This window comes from Microbulbifer sp. HZ11 (genome assembly GCF_000708675.1).
Lineage (GTDB): Bacteria > Pseudomonadota > Gammaproteobacteria > Pseudomonadales > Cellvibrionaceae > Microbulbifer.
Genome location: NZ_JELR01000001.1, coordinates 1,013,089 through 1,026,409, shown reverse-complemented (window position 1 = coordinate 1,026,409; position 13,321 = coordinate 1,013,089). Strand labels below are relative to the sequence as shown.

General features: G+C 57.5%; 13 protein-coding genes. 8 read left to right on the top strand and 5 right to left on the bottom strand.

Translation table 11 applies throughout. The features are described 5' to 3' along the window. Positions 1 to 6: 6 nt before the first annotated feature. Together AU11_RS04515 and AU11_RS04510 are read left to right on the top strand one after the other, a co-directional pair. Entirely contained in the window at positions 7 to 801 is a 795-nt protein-coding gene (locus AU11_RS04515) for a TatD family hydrolase (RefSeq protein ID WP_043316800.1), read from the top strand. A gap of 6 nt (positions 802 to 807) precedes the next feature. Continuing rightward, positions 808 to 2,478: an aminotransferase class V-fold PLP-dependent enzyme gene (locus AU11_RS04510; RefSeq protein ID WP_043316798.1), complete on the top strand. Its 1,671-nt coding sequence runs from the start codon at positions 808 to 810 to the stop codon at positions 2,476 to 2,478. 8 nt (positions 2,479 to 2,486) lie between these two features. Here AU11_RS04510 and tcdA read toward each other — a convergent pair whose 3' ends face one another. The 3 genes from tcdA to AU11_RS04495 all read right to left on the bottom strand — a co-directional run bounded on the left by tcdA (position 2,487) and on the right by AU11_RS04495 (position 4,482). After that, positions 2,487 to 3,317, bottom strand: a complete 831-nt coding sequence (gene tcdA / locus AU11_RS04505) for a tRNA cyclic N6-threonylcarbamoyladenosine(37) synthase TcdA (protein ID WP_081847928.1) — start codon at positions 3,315 to 3,317, stop codon at positions 2,487 to 2,489. Positions 3,318 to 3,412: 95 nt separating this feature from the next. After that, complete coding sequence (locus AU11_RS04500) at positions 3,413 to 3,877, bottom strand: peptidylprolyl isomerase (protein ID WP_043316795.1); 465 nt, start codon at positions 3,875 to 3,877, stop codon at positions 3,413 to 3,415. A gap of 173 nt (positions 3,878 to 4,050) precedes the next feature. Then, the gene (locus AU11_RS04495) at positions 4,051 to 4,482 is read right to left on the bottom strand and encodes a hypothetical protein (RefSeq protein ID WP_051686948.1); all 432 of its coding nucleotides are present in this window, start codon (positions 4,480 to 4,482) and stop codon (positions 4,051 to 4,053) included. Between the two features lie 433 nt (positions 4,483 to 4,915). On the opposite strand from AU11_RS04495, the gene AU11_RS04490 reads away from it, so the two are divergent. From AU11_RS04490 to AU11_RS04475, 4 genes are all read left to right on the top strand, one after another. Next, on the top strand, positions 4,916 to 5,335 hold the full coding sequence (locus tag AU11_RS04490; RefSeq protein WP_043316792.1) for an HIT family protein: 420 nt from the start codon (positions 4,916 to 4,918) through the stop codon (positions 5,333 to 5,335). Between the two features lie 129 nt (positions 5,336 to 5,464). Next, a complete protein-coding gene (locus AU11_RS04485; RefSeq protein ID WP_043316787.1) occupies positions 5,465 to 6,268 on the top strand; it encodes a GIN domain-containing protein in 804 nt (267 codons plus the stop codon). Between the two features lie 91 nt (positions 6,269 to 6,359). Next, on the top strand, positions 6,360 to 7,796 hold the full coding sequence (locus tag AU11_RS04480) for a YcjX family protein (protein ID WP_051686947.1): 1,437 nt from the start codon (positions 6,360 to 6,362) through the stop codon (positions 7,794 to 7,796). Continuing rightward, positions 7,793 to 8,989 carry a TIGR01620 family protein gene (locus AU11_RS04475; protein WP_231491535.1) on the top strand — a complete coding sequence of 399 codons (1,197 nt, stop codon included), beginning with the start codon at positions 7,793 to 7,795 and terminating at the stop codon, positions 8,987 to 8,989. The genes AU11_RS04480 and AU11_RS04475 overlap by 4 nt, the downstream gene beginning before the upstream one ends. Before the next feature lie 48 nt (positions 8,990 to 9,037). Here AU11_RS04475 and AU11_RS04470 read toward each other — a convergent pair whose 3' ends face one another. Beyond that, entirely contained in the window at positions 9,038 to 9,502 is a 465-nt protein-coding gene (locus AU11_RS04470; RefSeq protein ID WP_231491533.1) for a hypothetical protein, read from the bottom strand. Positions 9,503 to 9,789: 287 nt separating this feature from the next. Between AU11_RS04470 and gorA the strand changes: the two genes are divergently transcribed. Continuing rightward, positions 9,790 to 11,151, top strand: coding sequence for a glutathione-disulfide reductase (gene gorA, locus AU11_RS04465; protein WP_043316780.1), 1,362 nt, complete (start codon positions 9,790 to 9,792; stop codon positions 11,149 to 11,151). A 140-nt stretch (positions 11,152 to 11,291) separates the two neighbouring features. Here the strand turns inward: gorA and AU11_RS04460 are convergent, their stop codons facing one another. After that, on the bottom strand, positions 11,292 to 11,648 hold the full coding sequence (locus AU11_RS04460; protein WP_043316777.1) for an HPF/RaiA family ribosome-associated protein: 357 nt from the start codon (positions 11,646 to 11,648) through the stop codon (positions 11,292 to 11,294). 582 nt (positions 11,649 to 12,230) lie between these two features. Here AU11_RS04460 and AU11_RS04455 point away from each other — a divergent pair. Then, positions 12,231 to 13,265: a hypothetical protein gene (locus tag AU11_RS04455; protein WP_043316775.1), complete on the top strand. Its 1,035-nt coding sequence runs from the start codon at positions 12,231 to 12,233 to the stop codon at positions 13,263 to 13,265. The last annotated feature ends 56 nt before the right edge of the window (positions 13,266 to 13,321 follow it).

The window sequence follows — 13,321 nt, the reverse complement described above, 5'->3', positions numbered from 1 at the left end:
GCCTTGATGGCACTATTCGATAGCCATTGCCATTTTGATTTTGACGCCTTCGCGGCTGACCGCGCACAGGTATGGGCGCGCTGCCAGGCGCTGGGCATGCAGGGGTTGATCATTCCCGGTGTGAGCATTCCCCAGTGGCGAAACCTGTTCGCGCTCGTGCATTCTGAACCGGGCTGGTTTGGGGCGGTGGGGGTGCACCCCTGGTGGGTTGCTGAACTTGCGCTGGCGCCGTCGGACGTTGGGCGCGCGGTGATTGAGCGGGTGACCCATGAGCGCAAGCGGGGAGCCGGGCCGTCGCGTTGCATTGCGGTGGGCGAATGCGGCCTCGATGCCAATATTGATACGCCCCTCGCCCAGCAGTTGCCGGTATTCGAGGCGCAACTTTGTGCAGCGCAGGAATTGTCGCTGCCAGTGATCGTTCACTGTGTACGCTGTCACGGAGAAGTGCAGCGGGTATTGAAAAACATCCGCCCGCAAAAAGGTGGGGTCATTCACGCATTCTCCGGCAGTCGCGAGATAGCGGAGGAATATATCAAACTCGGGTTTACCCTCGGTGTCGGCGGCACCATCACCTACCAGCGCGCGGCCAAGACCCGCAAAACCCTTGCCGAAGTACCGCTGGACAAGTTGCTACTGGAGTCTGATGCGCCGGATATGCCCCATGCGGGGCGCCAGGGTGAAAGAAACAGCCCGGAATACCTGCCTGCGGTTGCGCAAACACTGGCGGAGTTGCGTGGGATTCCGGTGGACACGGTGATTGCCCAGACGGGAAACAATGCCCGCGCACTTTTCGGGATTTAACCAAACATGTATTTCTCTCCCGAACGTTTCAAACAATATTTCCCGCTCTTCGCTCAGGAGGAGAATCGGGAGCTGGTCTATCTCGACAACGCCGCAACCACGCAAAAGCCTGTCGGTGTCATTGAGGCATTGCACGACTTCTACCTGCACAGTAATGCCAATACCCATCGCTCCAGTCACCGGCTCGCGCGCCGTGCAACGGAGATGGTAGAGCGCGTTCGCCGTGCCGCCGCTGGATTTTTGAATGCCCGCTCGCCCCGTGAAATTGTATTTACCCGCGGTGCGACCGAAGGCTTGAATCTGCTCGCCAACAGTCTGTGCAGCACCTTGGTTGCGGGCGATGAAATTGTTCTGTCCACTGCGGAACACCATGCCAACCTGGTGCCCTGGCAGATGATGGCTGAGCGGCACGGGCTGCGTCTGCGTTTTGTGCCGGATATCGCTGGTGTTCCCCAGTTCGACCGGGTGCATGAAGTGCTGTCTGCGCGCACCAGGGTCGTTTCCGTGACGGCGGGTTCCAATGCACTTGGTTTTCGCACTGACCTGGCGGCGCTGCGAGCGATACTGGATGGCCGAAATTTGTACTGGGTCCTCGACGGCGCTCAGTTGGCCGCGCACGACCAGGTCGATGTGGATGCGATCGGTTGCGATTTTTTTGTTTGCTCGGCGCATAAGTTTTACGGCCCTACCGGGATCGGTCTGGTATTCGGGCGCGAGGAATTGCTGCAGCAACTTCCCCCCTGGCAGGGGGGTGGCGAGATGATCGCCAATGTCGATCTGCTGTCCAGCGACTATGCGGACCTGCCCCACAAGTTCGAGGCGGGTACATCGTCACTGGCGGCGATTGCAGGTCTCGGTGCCTGTATGGCATTTCTGGCACAGCAGGACCGCGTCGCAATGGCGTGGCACGAACAGCAGTTACAGTGTTACTTACACGAACAGCTGTCGCAGATTGCAGAGTTGCAGTTACTCAGTAGCCCGCAGAGCAATCTCGGCATCGTCAGCTTTATTCACCCCCGGTGTGCCGCCATTGACCTGGCGCAGTGGCTGGATGGGCGCGATATCGCGGTGCGGGTAGGACATCACTGTGCGCAACCGCTTATGCAGGCCGCTGGTCACACCGCGACTTTGCGCGCTTCGATAGCGGCGTACAACACACGACAGGATCTCGACCGGTTTATTGCCGCGGTGCGAGAATTTCTTGAGCAGCTGGATGTTGATCAAGAGCCGGTTTGCGCAATGCCTGACGAGGGTATATCCAGTACGCAGTGGCAAGGGGACGATCTTTCGACGCTGGACGCTGAACAGCTGCGCAGGCATCGCAATTGGCAGGATCGCTACCGAACCCTGATGGGGTGGGCCAAGGTGATTCACCGCAAAGACATCATCCGCACATCCGACAACCTGGTGCGGGGCTGTGAGTCCAGTGCCTGGTTGGTGCATCGTCAGGTTGGCGACCGGCATTACTTCGCCGTAGATAGCGATAGCCGCATCGTGAAAGGATTGGGGGCTTTACTGTTATCGCAGTTAGAGGGCTGTCGGTCTGGCGATGTGAGTGCGGTGCAGTTGCAGACGCTGTTCGATGAGTTGGGTTTGGCGCAACAACTGAGTGAATCCCGCGGTAATGGGTTTCGTGCACTGGTACAGCGCGCTTTTGATTTGATGAGTGCGCGCTGAGTTTTTAGTTAACCCGCCTTTCGCGCTTGCTGCAGTAACCGGTCAATCGCTTTCGCTGCCGCGACAAACCCGAAGGTGCCTGTGACCATAGTGGCGGCCCCGAAGCCGCCGCTGCAATCCAGCTTTACCCCATTCTGCATGCTGCTTTTCTGCTGGCACACCTGACCATCGGGCTGCGGGTATACCATGGGTTCGCTGGAATAGATCGCATCCACGCCAAACTGACGTTTGCTGGACTTCTGGAAATTGTGAAAGCGATACAGGTGCTGGCGGACTTTTGCCAACATGGGGTCGCTGACCGTGCGCCCGAGATCGGCGCAGGTGATCTGGGCAGGGTCCTGTTTACCGCCCGCCGAGCCGACGGTAATCAAACGCAGCTTGCGCGCCTTGCAATAGGCAATCAAAGCCGCCTTGACCCGGGCGTTGTCGAAAGCGTCGATAACCAGGTCGATAGAATCCCGTTCCGGTGCCAGTAGCTCGGCAAAATTATCACTGGCGATAAAGTCCTCGACGGTCGCAACGGAAATTTCCGGGTTGATACTGCGCAGGCGCTCCGCCATCACCGAAACCTTGATTCCCCCTACGCTGTGCTCCAGCGCGTGAATTTGCCGGTTCGTATTGGTGATACAGATATCATCCAGGTCGATCAGCGTGATTCGGCCGATTCCGCTGCGGGCCAAGGCCTCTGCCGTCCAGCTTCCCACGCCACCAATTCCGATCACCACCACATGAGCGCCGTGCAGAACCCGCAGGGCATCGGTGCCATAAAGCCTTGCAATACCGCCGAAACGCTGGAGGTAGTTGTCGCTCAGATTGTTCTGGAGCAGAGAGTCGGACATAGGGGTTCCGGTACCACTTACTATTGGATATGAATAATAAACCGAAGGGGAGGGGGCACAGGGCGGAGAAGCCGCCCTGTGGGAAGGGGATCGAATCAGTGCACGTGGCCGTGGTCGATTTCTTCCGGGGTCGCTTCGCGCACGGAAACGACTTCGATGTCAAAGTGCAGCTCGACGCCCGCCAGCGGGTGATTGCCGTTGATGGTTACCTGGTCACCGTCAATATCGATAATCTCAACTTCGATCGGCTGACCCTCGGTGCTCTGGGCGCGGAAAGCCATACCAACTTTCAGCTCTTCCACACCTCCGAATGCGCTCTTCGGCAAAGTCTGGATCAGTTCCGGGTTCTGCGGGCCGTAGCCATTTTCCGGGTCTACGATAACCTTGAACTTGTCGCCGGCGCTCTTGTCCAGCATTTCCTGCTCTAGCCCGGGGATGATATTTCCTACGCCCTGCAGGTATTTCAGCGGCTGGCCACCTTCGGATGTGTCGATCACGGTACCTTCGGCATCTTTCAGGGTGTAGTTGATCTCCACAACACTGTGGTTAGCAATTTTCATTGGCAATCTCTTGTATCTTGAGCGTGAGTTGTAGCGCTTACCGCTTACAGTAGGAAAAGCAAACGGGGATATAGGCTGTGTGAGGGTGCATTGTATGGGGCGGCCTCGGTGGTCGCAACCGAGGCCGGCGGGGGCGGCAAAGGGGGGTGGAGCAGTTGGCGTCGGAGCGTACCTTAACAGGCGATTGACAGCGGTGTTTCACTCCGGTCGTACAGGTCGGTCACGGTACGTACCAGTTGCCCCCCGAAGGATGAGGAAAAACCAAGTTCCAGCAGGCGTGCCTCAAAATATTCCATGAGTGCCTCAAACAAGGCCGGATTCAGGCCTCGGGCAAGAAAGCTGGCACGGGCGCTGTGAACCGGCTCTGCCTGTTCCGACAGGGCGTGGCTGAGAAACAGCGCCTGGCGGGTCGTCTGCTTGGCGTGATCGGATGCGTCTTCGGCAGACAGGTACTTGCCGATGGCCTGGTAAAACTCGCCGACAAGCTGGTCAATAAACGCGCGGCCGCCGATGATGTCGAGCAGGCTGCACTCTGCCTGAATTCGCGGCTCGTTGTGGTCTGTGCACGATCGGAGTGCTGGTACTGCTGATACAACCTGTGGCATGGATGAAATCCCCCTGTGAGACGGTCGATCTAGAGTTATCAGGCGCCCGTTTTTCCTGTAAGTATTTGCTTTTGTAGGCAATTGAGAGAGCGTTATTTACCGCTTTCGCTGAGGTTGGGGCTGCCGGCTTCGATATGGGCGGCAAGATTACGGGATGGAAATACCACTGCCAACTAAATGGCAAGAAATTGTCACACTCTTCCACGGGTGTTTGAGGCCCCGTTTAATTGGGCGCAACAGTGCGGCGCGGTATGCTTCGGGAGTCTATTTTTACGGCATTTTTGGCGGCTTCCGAGTTGTCGGTTAGCTCGTGGGAGTCAGGTGTCATGGGTGGTATATCGGGGCGCGCAGCGTCGGGCTGGTGACAGGGGAATCGCCGCTGGTAAACTTCGCAGCATTCTTTGCAGCACTTTTATCCAGGCGGGACTCTTTAATGGCGAGTATTTTTACCCAAATCATCAATGGCGACCTGCCGGGGCATTTTGTCTGGCGCGACGACGTGGCCGTGGCAATCATGACGATTGCACCAATCAAACCCGGCCACTGTCTGGTAATTCCGGTGGAGGAAATCGATCATTGGGACGATGTGCCCGCGGAGGTGAATGCACACCTCATGAGCGTGGCGGGCAAGGTGGCCAAGGCGCAGAAGCAGGTGTACAGCCCGAAGCGGGTGGGGGTGATGGTGGCTGGTCTGGAAGTGCCCCATACCCATTACCACCTGGTACCAATCAACGAGATCCCCGATCTGGATTTCGCGTTACAGCAACAGGCTGAACCTGAAGTACTGGCTGCAGAGGCGGCGAAGATTCGCCAGGCCCTGGTGGATCTCGGTTACTGCGACAGCACTGAATAATCGCGCCGGGGTCGGTGTTGCTGCGCTGCATCCAAACCCCTTCGCGGTAGCGTCCTACTGGCAATGAACGGAGGTGGCAGCCCCAGGGGCCATCGCATACATCAGCTAATGACCACAGGTAATCGGACCATGGGTTCCAGAATTTCAAGTTTTGCTCGTTTTTTAACCGCTTTGGTGTTGGCGCCACTGTTACTCACGGGGGCTGCGAGTAGCTACGCGGAACAGAGCCGCAGTTTCGCAGCGGAGGGTTTCTCAGCCATTGTCCTGAAGGGCGGTTCCACTCTTGAAGTGGTTCAGGGGCCTGAGTTCTCCGTGACCGCTCACGGGGAGAAAAATGATCTGGAACACGCCAGAGCGGAGGTCAGTGGTAACACCCTGTCTCTATCCGTAGAGTCTGACCGCAAAAGTCTGTTTGGTGTAGTCACCGTCAGCAGTGAGCCGGAAATCGCCTTTCGCGTTACATTGCCGACCATCACTGCCTTACGTGTTACCGGCTCCGGTAAAGCCTCCGCAACCACCCTCGAGAGCGCAGAACTCGATTTACGCGTGACCGGGTCCGGGGTGATTCAGGTGGCGAAAGTGGCGGCAGAGTCACTGAATACCAACGTTACCGGCTCCGGCGACCTCATTCTCGGGACTATTCTCGCTGTGCAGGGGAATACCGGTGTGACAGGCTCGGGCGATGTTCGCATGGACAATTTTATCGGTGAGGCGCTGAATGCGCAGATAAAGGGGTCCGGGGATATGGTTATTGGAGGCAAGGTCGCCGACCTGAAGATCACTGTGATGGGATCTGGTGACTTTGTGGGCCGCAATCTGCAGGCTACCAATGCCGGAGGCACCGTAATGGGGTCGGGGGACATCGTGCTCAAGCGCCCGGCCAGTGAGAATTTTTCGGTGATGGGTTCCGGAGACATCGCGCTTGTAGAGTAGAGTGGTGATACTGGTCGGTGGCCGGCGCGGTTGTGACCTGGAGCGCTGTTTTTGCGTCGCGTATAGGGTCAATGGGGTAAATGGAGTTTGAGTGAGTTCTGAAAACCAGGGTGGTACCGGCAGCGGCCGTTTGCGCGGCTTGAAGAAACAGTTGCGCCGATTGGGAAAGGAGGCGCTGGATAAATCCCACTGGGCTGCCGAACGCCTACTCGACCAGCGTTTGTGTATTGGCATTGCCGGCCTCAGCGGGGCCGGAAAATCCACTCTGATCACCAGTTTGATCTATCAGTTGAGCCATCCTGACAGGGCTCAGCTGCCAGGCTTTGCGCCGGCCTTGAATGGTCGTCTGATTGGCGCCGAGCTCCATCCCGCGGTCGACGCCGGGTTACCCCTGTTCGAGTATCAACGCTGCTTAGATGCGCTGACTGCCAATCCTCCGCGCTGGCCAGAATCGACCCGCGACCTCTCCGCCCTGGAACTGCACCTGCACTTACAGAGCCGCCGCCTCGGGCGCAACTACCGACAGAAGCTGATTCTTGAATTCCGCGACTATCCGGGCGAATGGCTGATGGATCTGCCGTTGCTGCGCATGGACTTTACGACCTGGTGCAGGCACCAGAGCGATTTACTGGCGGGGGAGAGTCGTCGCGCACTGGCACCGCTGCTACTGGATCGCCTGGCGAAGCTGGTACCCGAAGCAACCGCGGATCCCCGTGAGCTGGATAGCCTGTGGCAGGATTACCGGCAATTTTTGCGTGACTGTCGCGGCAGTGCCCGGTTGAGTTATCTGCAGCCCGGTAGGGCGCTGCTCGACAATGACGAGTATGGATTTTTCCCGCTACCGGCACTGGCGCATCAGAACGCCACAGAACTGGCGGCGCTGCCGGAGAACAGCAATTACCGTGTCCTCGAGGCCCGTTACCGGGAATATGTGGAGGCCCGGGTAGCGCCGTTTGTAGATAGCCATTTTCGTCATCTGGATCGCCAGCTGGTACTGGTGGATCTGATCGGAACACTGTTTGCCGGCGAAGACGCATTGGAAGATATGCGCAAGGCGTTCGGGCATATTGCCGATACCTTCCGCTACGGGAGGAATAGCCTGTTGCGTAAATTGTGGCGGCCGCGTATCGACCGGCTTGTATTCGCCGCAACCAAAGTGGATCAGGTGCTGGCGGCTGATCACGACGCATTGCGTCAGTTGTTGGGGCAGCAGCTGCAGCAGGTGTTTTCCGGAGCGCGCCACCGCGGGCTACCCCTTTATTGCGAGGCCATCGCCGCAGTGCGCTGTTCAAATGAAAATGTGCGCGACGGGCGGCGCATGTTGGTGGGGCATGGTATGGATGGCCGCTATCTCGGCTTTGAGAACGCAGAAATCCTCGCCCACCTGCCGCAGGAAGCTGACTGGCAACATTACAATGGTGGCTTGCCCCCGCAGTTGCGACCGCCGTTGGGCATCGGGCGGGAGGGCTATATGCCGCATATACGAATCGATGCGCTACTGAATCTACTGCTGGGAGACAAGGTGTGACGGATTTGCCCGACGATAACGCCATTCCTGCCGGTAAAGCTCCCGGAGGGCGCAATGAGCCCCGACGTCAGACCCGCATCGAGAATCTGGATGCCGAGGAGCCAGCCCTGCGCGAGCGTGCCAGTACCCGGGTGGAATCTCTCGCCGACGAGCCCGAGCAGCTGCCGCGCTCGATCACAACCGGTGAGTCCCTGCCCAACACCATTTCCTTTTCCGAGCTGCGTCTACCGGTATTCCGCTTGCGCCTGTGGAAGCCGGCACTACTTGCTGCACTGGCTCTCACGTTTGGAGCCGTGTTCTGGGAGTTGCGGCAGTTTTTCTACTGGGCAGCCGATATGCACTGGAGCCTCGGGCTGTTGGCTGGGGTCATTATTGGCGCGCTGGTGCTAACTATGGCCAGTGCGGTGTGGGAGTATTTTCGCGCAGGTAAACCGCTGCGCAAACTACAGAAAACCCAGCAGCTCGCCGCCGAGGTGCGCGATAGTCGCGCCACTGATGCGGTTGAGCCGCTTAATCAGCAGTTGCGGGAGCTGTTTGACGGCAAGCCGCAGGGGGCGCTCTTGGCCAGAGTGCAGGAAGAAACGCCGGATTATTTCGATAACAGCGAACTGCTCAAGCACCTGGAACTCAACTTTTTTGAGGCGCTGGATCAGGAGGCATTGCGACGTATCGTGCGGCATGCCACTACCACGGGTGCTCTTGTAGGGTTGAGCCCTTTCACGACGCTGGATGTTCTGGTGGCGCTGCGTCAATCCATGCGCATGATCGACGATGTTGCCCAGATTTATGGCGTGCGCCCTTCCATCGTGGTGCGCTGGCGACTGTTTAAGAAAATACTGGCGCTGGTGGCCTATAGCGGCGCGAGCGAATATGCCGTGAGTGAGCTGTGGCCGGAGCTGGTGGGCGATAGTATGTTGAGTACCGTGTCTGCGCGGTTGGGGCAGGGCATGGGGGCGAGCCTGTTTATGGCGCGTATTGGCCTCGCCGCGGTGCACAGTTGTCGGCCGATCCCGTTTTCCGAAAAGCAGCGTCCGAGACTCGGAGCACTCACGCGCAGAATCGCCGCCAGCCTCAAGGAGCGGCTTCTGGGGCGCGACCCAGGGGGGGTGCCAGATATCTTAGTGGCCGAGATGGCAAAGGGGGCGGGCGAGCGCGAGCCGGTGGCTCGCCAAACAGGGAAGGAAGGGGGGTGATCGCGTTCAGCTGACTGCGCGCAGAACGCCCCCCCCTTGTATGGATGATTACTGGAACTGCTTTTTCATCAAGATGCGGGTGTGGTGCTGATCCATCAGCTCCGCGAGTGTCTCGTAGCGGCTTTTGATAAACGGGTGCGGATTATTCGCCCCGGACTCGTCCGGGTATTCGACCCCTTCCCGTACCAATTGCAGTTCCTTGGCAAGGGCATCAATGGCTGCAAAGATGTCCTTGGTGTTCTTCTCATCGTGGAACACGTGGACACTGGCAGTATCCTTGAGGTAGGCGTCGCATTCTGACAGCCACTCCGAACGCTGCTTGAGGAAATTGATGGTATTGCGAATACCACCCTTGTACTCCGGCTTAAAATTCTCATTAACGTACTTGCCCAGGCTTCGCATCCCGGAGTCAACGAACTGTTCTACCAGTCCGTCGCAGTAGCTCTCGGTGAGATAGGACGGGTGAGCGTTGGCAGCGGCGTGTCCGGAGGTCATCAGGAGACCGAGTGTCATGGCGGCACTCAGCGCCTGTGTTACCTTCCGGCGTAGAGTCGGCTGGCTGGATTGAGTTACGTGTGCTGTTTTTGGTTTTGGCGTTTTCATTTTCGAGTGCCTTGCTGTTGTTTTCGCTATCAGGCTTGTTATTGTGATAAACATCACATAAGTATCTAAACGCCAGTCTTATGTCAACGGCTTTTAAGTTCGAAATGTCACTTATGTGCCAATTGCGGAACCAGTCCGCGTTTCCCTCGGCCATTTCGTGGTGATATGGGTAGTTTTTTCGGCAAAAGGAGTGAGTTTTGTCAGAATTTGATTTTGATCTTTTCGTGATTGGTGCCGGCTCGGGCGGTGTGCGCGCTGCGCGCATGGCGGCTGCGGCGGGCATGCGTGTGGCGGTTGCGGAGGATCGGTATATGGGCGGAACCTGCGTGAATGTCGGCTGTGTGCCCAAAAAACTCTTCGTGTATGCCAGCAGCTATCGCGAAACCTTCGAGGACGCCGAAGCCTATGGTTGGCAAGGCCAGGTGGGCGCCGAGTTCGTGTGGCCGACCCTGCGTGACAATAACGCGAAGGAAGTGGCGCGCCTCAATGGTATTTACCGGAATCTGCTGGGTACTTCCGGCGTCACCATTATTGATGGTCGTGCAAAGCTGAGTGGCAAACAGCAGGTATCGGTTGGCGAGACTCAATACTCGGCGGAGCGTATTCTGATTGCGACCGGTGGCTGGCCCTTCGTGCCGGAATTTCCGGGCAGTGAGTACGTTATTACCTCCAACGAAGTATTCTCCCTCGAGGTGTTTCCCAAGCGGGTGCTGGTGGTCGGCGGTGGCTATATTGCCGTAGAGTTCGCCGGGATTTTCGCCGGGCTCGGTGCAGAGACCCATCTGTCCTATCGTCGGGACCTGTTTCTGCGTGGATTTGATAATGATGTGCGTCGCTTTGTGCGCGACGAAATGGCAAAGAAATCCGTGCATCTGCACTTTGAGCATCATGTTGAGTCCATTGAGAAGTGTGCCGATGGCAGTCTTCGGGTGTGCGACAGTGACGGCAATGTGCTGGAAGTGGATGCGGTGCTTTACGCCACCGGGCGCAAGCCCAATACAGCCGGGCTCGGCCTGGAAAAGCTTGGGGTCGTGGTGCATAAGGACGGCACCATCGGCGTGGATGACAATTTCCGCAGCAGTGTCACTTCCATTTATGCGTTAGGTGATGTGACTGGGGGGCCGGAACTGACACCCGTGGCCCTGGCGGAGGCGATGGCGTTGGTGAAACACTGGCAGAGTGGCAAGACCGCGGAAATTGATTACAACAATATTCCTACCGCTGTGTTCTGTCAGCCGAATATCGGCACTGTAGGTCTGACCGAAGAGGAAGCTCGCCAGGCAGGTATTCCTGTGCAGGTGTTCCGATCTGATTTCCGCGCAATGCGTCACTCGGTCAGTGGGCGCGATGAGCGCACGCTGATGAAGTTGATTGTGGACCGCAGCAGCGACAGGGTAGTCGGTGCACATATGGTGGGCCCTGATGCAGGGGAGATTATTCAGGGGCTGGCGGTCGCGATGAAGGCCGGTGCGACCAAAGCTGTATTTGATCAGACGATCGGTATACACCCGACCGCAGCGGAAGAGTTTGTGACCATGCGTACTCCAGTGGCGGATTGACGCGTTCGTTTGGTGATGTATGAACAAGGCGGGGTATTACCCCGCCTTTTTGGTTGGACATCTGCAGGGGCCTGGAGCCCACTGCGGGAAAATTTTGTCAGTGTGTTCAGTCTGTCTGAGCTCGGTTGGGGAGCGGTTTACTACTCCTCGGTGACAGCCTCTACCTGCGGCATTTGGTGGCGACGGGTTTTGCGGCGGTCGCCACGTTCTTTCAGGCAGCGCTCAGCAGAGCTGAAGGCGCCATTGACCGCTCGGTGAATGGAGTCGCTCTCATTGGTGATGGTGACTGGGTTGCCGCTCACGGCGAGCTCAACGGAAGCTTTGTACTGCTTTCCTTTGTGCTTGTGTTGATGGGGGGCTTCGAGGACCACACGGCTTCGTATGATATCGCCACAATAACGTTCCAGCTTGTCCAGCTTTCTGGAGACCGTGTCTGCGAGGGCGACAGATTTGTCGATGTCGCGGAACACAATGTTATCGTAGGGCGCAGATTTCATGGGCACATACCTCCGGTTATAAAGGGTCCATGCAGGCCGCGATGCGCGGTTTGCTGAAAGAAGGTAGGGCGCCCTGTAGGGAGAAAATGACGGGGTTGAAGATTTGGTCACCAGAGGTCGCGGAATAGTGGCTGCAATTGCAGCCTGTATAAAGTTTTGCGCTCGGGCCGGTTTTCAACCAGGTCAGGACTAACTCCCTGTGATCCATAATGCGATTCTCAGAAAAAAAATCAAGCACCAGAATCAATAAAATGTCATAAATATTTGCTAGTAATCGGGGAACTTTTCAGCGGGAAAGAAACTGCGAACTGAGGCACAGGTCACTCAATGCCCAGCATTCTAGTTGGCATGGTCATTGCTGCGTAAAAATGTGTGGGGTAAATTTGTCAGGTACATGAGAAAATGTGCCTGAGAGCGACTTTAGGCCGATTGAAGTCCTGTAGTGGGACCTTTTGATCGTCGGGTTGCTCAATATTCATACTGTCGGCGCCGAAAAGTGGTCGCTCGGCACATCAAGAGCGTCCGGGAAGGTATTTTGCGGTCGCTCTCTCGAAGTAAAAAATCAAACAATGGATTTTGACAATGGTGGTAAACCGTGGCCGCTCGCTGCTGATTGCGGGCCTGTTGGGGGTGATTGGCTGGAATTCCGCGCTGCAGGCAGCTTCTTCGCTGACCGCGGAGCAGAACAAGCTTGCGCGTATGGAGCAGGTTCAGGAAAACCGACTGGTCGAGTTGGAAGATGTTGAGAACGAAATGCTGGCTTATGAGTACAAGCTGCAACGTGCTCAGGAAGCGCTCAGCAAGGCGCGGGAAAACTATCAGCAGAGCCTGATGGAATTGAAGGCGGCGGAGCGCGAGCACAAGGGTGCGCCGAGCACCGATACCGAGCGCGCCCTGCACAAGGCGCGCCATGCGCACGATATGGCGGAACGCGGTGTCGATAGCCGCAACCGTCGCGTTGAGATTATTCAATCCAACTTCGCCGAGCTGGAGCTGCGGCTGCAAGAATCCCGCGAGTCGGTTGCGGGTGGCAAGGCTCGCCTGGCCAGCCAGCAGGCGCTGGTGGACACAATGGTGAAGGCCATGCTGTCGGAGGCAAACACCAAGGCGAAGGCGCAGGCGAAGAAAGCGGAACAGGTGAAAAGCGCCCCGCCGGCGGTGGCCATGTCGCAACCGAATATTCCAGAGCCGACACTGGCTTCCCTGGCGCCTGTTGAGGCGGCACCGGTTGCGGATGAGCCCTCTGCCGAGGACGCGTCGGTGAGAGAGATCGACCCTGAGCTGCTGGATTATGTACGTGGAGAGCGCGAACGCCTCGAGAAGCTGCTGGGGGAACTCGACGAGGGGGAAGATGGCAAGCACACTTTCCGCAATCTGACGTTAAAGCCATCGGGAGAGGATTCCATTGAGTTCGAATTTCTCGGTCAGAACCAGTACAAGTTGATTGCCCCGGTCAGCGCCGGACGTCAGACCTATAAAATCAATTCCTGGCGTTTCCGCCGGACTATTCCTTCTGATGATGACGGCGAGCGGTACGTGTTTATTTTTGACGCCCGTCGTCTATCGCGCCCGCGCCTGGTCATGTACCCCGAGTATGTACTGTCTCATCTCGACTGACAGGTCAAACTTGCGCCCCTAATGCTTGTGCGGGGGTGCCGCCAAAAGCCCGCCGG